4 protein-coding genes and 1 pseudogene are annotated in these 3302 nt (G+C 70.2%); 4 read left to right on the forward strand and 1 reads right to left on the reverse strand.

The genetic code is table 11. From position 1 onward, the window contains the following. Nucleotides 1-141, forward strand: a pseudogene (locus tag ACZ45T_RS08375) (MerR family transcriptional regulator); the annotation flags it as partial. A 116-nt stretch (nucleotides 142-257) separates the two neighbouring features. On the opposite strand, the gene ACZ45T_RS08380 reads toward ACZ45T_RS08375, so the two are convergent. Further along, nucleotides 258-776, reverse strand: a complete 519-nt coding sequence (locus ACZ45T_RS08380) for a sensor histidine kinase (RefSeq protein WP_468438762.1) — start codon at nucleotides 774-776, stop codon at nucleotides 258-260. Nucleotides 777-809: 33 nt separating this feature from the next. On the opposite strand from ACZ45T_RS08380, the gene ACZ45T_RS08385 reads away from it, so the two are divergent. The 3 genes from ACZ45T_RS08385 to ACZ45T_RS08395 form a co-directional block, all read left to right on the forward strand. Further along, nucleotides 810-1082 (forward strand): response regulator transcription factor, encoded by a 273-nt coding sequence (locus ACZ45T_RS08385; protein ID WP_468438764.1) that lies wholly within the window; start codon nucleotides 810-812, stop codon nucleotides 1080-1082. Between the two features lie 328 nt (nucleotides 1083-1410). Continuing rightward, entirely contained in the window at nucleotides 1411-1821 is a 411-nt protein-coding gene (locus tag ACZ45T_RS08390) for a C40 family peptidase (protein ID WP_468438766.1), read from the forward strand. Between the two features lie 528 nt (nucleotides 1822-2349). Next, a partial coding sequence (locus ACZ45T_RS08395) for an ice-binding family protein (RefSeq protein WP_468438768.1) occupies nucleotides 2350-3302 on the forward strand: 953 nt, incomplete at its 3' end.

Consider the following 3302-nt stretch of genomic DNA (forward strand, 5'->3'; position numbering starts at 1 on the left):
CGGGAACTCGTCGACCAGGGCACCCCCATCGAGGCCGCCTGCCGCATCGTCATCCTCGAAGACCAGCTCGAGGAAGCCCAGCGCATCAACGCCGAATACCGCCGCGCCGCCGGATCCGCCGACCCGTCGGCCTCGGCCTGAGCCGAGTGTGCCGGTCGGTATCGGCCGGGCCGGCATGTCCCGCACGCGACCACGGATCAGCCGATGCGGCCGGGCGGAAAGCCTCCTCGAGCCCACCGCCTGAAGGCCGGACCGCGCTACTTCGTCCGAGGCGGCAGGCGGAGAGTGAAGCGGGCGCCGCCGCGCGGGCTGGTGGCGACGTCGAGGGTGCCGCCGTGGGCGTGGGCGACCCAGGAGGCGATGGAGAGGCCGAGGCCGCTGGAGCCGGCGGCGGAGCCGCTGCTCCGGAAGCGCTGGAAGAGCGAGTCGGCCAGGTCCCGGGGTACGCCCGGCCCGGCGTCGTCGACGGTCAGCGTGCCGTCGGCGGTCACGGTGAGCTCGACCTCCGCCAGCTGGCCGGGGGCGTGGCCGTGGACGAGGGCGTTGCCGAGCAGGTTGGCCACGGCCCGCCGCAGGAGGTCGGGGTCCGCGACCACGACGACGGGTTCGGTGTGTACGGTCACGCGGTGCTCGCCGGTCTCGGTGTCGTCGACGACCGCTTCGACGAGCTGGTCCAGGCGCATGGGCTGGCGGTCGGGGGCGCTGACGCCGGCCGTGATCCGGGCGCGGGTGAGCAGGCCGTCGATCAGGTCGCCCATCCGGGTCGCCAGGCGCACGGTAGCGCGCTGTGCACCAGCGCGCCCGCCATCGTGGCGTCACTCCTGACCCTGTTCGAGCAGACCTGGGACTCCGCCGTCCCCCTCGGCGCGGACCGCCCCCGCCCCACCGGCTCCAGCCCTTCCGCGGGCGAACTCGAACTCCTCAGACTGCTGGCCTCGGGCATGACGGACGAAGCGGCCGGCAAACGCCTCGGAGTGTCCCTGCGTACCGTCCGCCGCCAGATGTCCGCGCTGATGGAACGCCTCCACGCCACCAGCCGCTTCGAGGCCGGCCTGAAGGCGGCCCAGCAGGGCTGGCTCTGAGCCGCGCCGTTGCCGGGATGTTCCCTGCATTCGGTAACCGACTCGCGGAGAATCATTTCTCAATACCATCTCGGATTCGTTGCAGAACCGGGACAGGCCACGCGGTGTCCGATGACGAAGAGCGAAATCCATCGGAGAAAACTGGACGGCTGTCGAGAGCCGGCACACATGTCACCGAAAGCCTGATCTCCCCGGCTCCGACTGACTGTTCCTTGCATCCGGATGCGGAGGTATCGCCATTCCCCACTCCAGGACGGATTCCGATAAGGCCCTGCAGAACCGACGGCCCGTTTACCGCACACCCAGAGCCCATGTCCTCTTCCTCCTCTTGTTGTTCCTGACCACCGGCACGGCGACCGGACCCGCCGCCCAGGCCGACACGGCCGCGCCGTACGGCATCAGGGCAGTCGCCGTGGCCGCCTCCAAGAAGGGCGCCCCCTATGCCTACGGGGCGACGGGACCCAAACGCTTCGACTGCTCCGGCCTGACGCTCTACGCCTTCCGGCAGGTCGGCAGACGACTACCGCGCACGGCCGGGCAGCAATACGAGCACACCCGCCACATTCCGCGGAGCCATCGCGCACCGGGCGATCTGGTCTTCTTCCCCAAAGGCGCGACCATGGGCCATGTGGGCATCTACGCCGGCCACGACAGAATCTGGCACGCTCCGCGCCCAGGCACACGAGTGCGACTGGAAAGAATCTGGAGCGGAAGTGTCCGCTACGGGCGCGCCACCTGATCTGGCAGGCGGCGAAAACCGACGCCCGGGGGGCGGCGTCGACTTCCAGGGCTCCGCCGCTGAGCCGTGCGACCGTGTCGTTGCCGCGGCGGAGCACGACCCCCGGCGGTGCGCCGTCACCCACGAGATTGCCCGCCGGTTCAGCGATGCGACGGTAGGCGGCGCCGACGCGCTCTCCACTTTGACGACTCAGCAGATTCGCACGGGCGGCGGCACGTACGGCTCCCTGACGCCATGTCACTCACATAGACCATTTTTTATGATTTGCGGCCTATTGCTGTGAAATATGCGTGACTACTCCCGCGTGACGGCGTATCACTACCACGGGTAGGGAGTCGCTCTCGGTCCCCGCTCACGGGGAGCCTGCGCGCCGGCGCAGGCAGGGGGCTTGCGGCCCTGAGTCGCCATCGTCGCGGGCGCTCGGGACCCTCCTTCGGGAGGACTGAGACCCGAAGCAACAAGAAAGGTCCTGCTATGGCATTGGACGTCATCCGGTCGGGTCCACCCGACAGAAGGCCTCAACGCAATATGCTCAAACGGGCAGCCCTCGCCGTGCTCCCCGCAGCGCTGCTGGCAGCGGCCACCCTGGCCCCGAACCTCGCTCACGCCCTGGAAGCCCCCGTGGGGCTGGGGACCGCCACCAATTACGCGGTCCTGGCCGGTGAAACGATCACCAACACGGGCAACACCATCATCAACGGAGATCTGGGGCTCCACCCGGGCACATCGGTAACCGGCTTTCCGCCCGGCATCGTCAACGGAACGCAGCACATCACCGACGCCGCCGCCGCTCAGGCGAAGTCCGACCTCGTCATCGCCTACAACGACGCGGCAAGCCGGGGACCTGGCACCGCCACTCCGCCCGATATCGGCGGACTGACGCTGGCGCCCGGCGTCTACACGGCCTCGTCGACAATGCACCTCACCGGAACGGTCACTCTCGACGGCCAGAACAACCCCGACGCCGTCTTCATCTTCCAGGTCCCCTCGACCCTGATCACGGAACCGAACAGCGTCGTGGCCTTCATCAGGGGGGCGAATGCCTGCAACGTGTTCTGGCAGGTGGGCAGCTCCGCCACCATCGACACGACCACCCAGTTCAAGGGCAACATCCTGGCCCTGGCGTCCATCACGGTGAACACTGGCGCCGTGATCGAAGGCCGCGCCCTGGCGCGCAATGCCGCGGTCACGCTGCAGACCAACACCATCACGAGGGCGGCCTGCGCCGTTGGCCCGCCTGGGCCTCCCGGACCGAGCGGGCCTCCCGGCCCGACCGGCTCGCCTGGCCCGACGGGTGAGCCCGGCCCGACCGGTTCCCCCGGCCCGACCGGTTCCCCCGGCCCGACCGGTGCTCCCGGCCCCGACGGAGCCCCCGGCCCGAGCGGCAGCCCCGGCGCACCCGGCCCCACCGGTGCCCCCGGCCCGACCGGTGCTCCCGGCCCCGACGGAGCCCCCGGCCCGAGCGGCAGCCCCGGCGCCAC

Source organism: Streptomyces sp. NPDC030995, assembly GCF_055571215.1.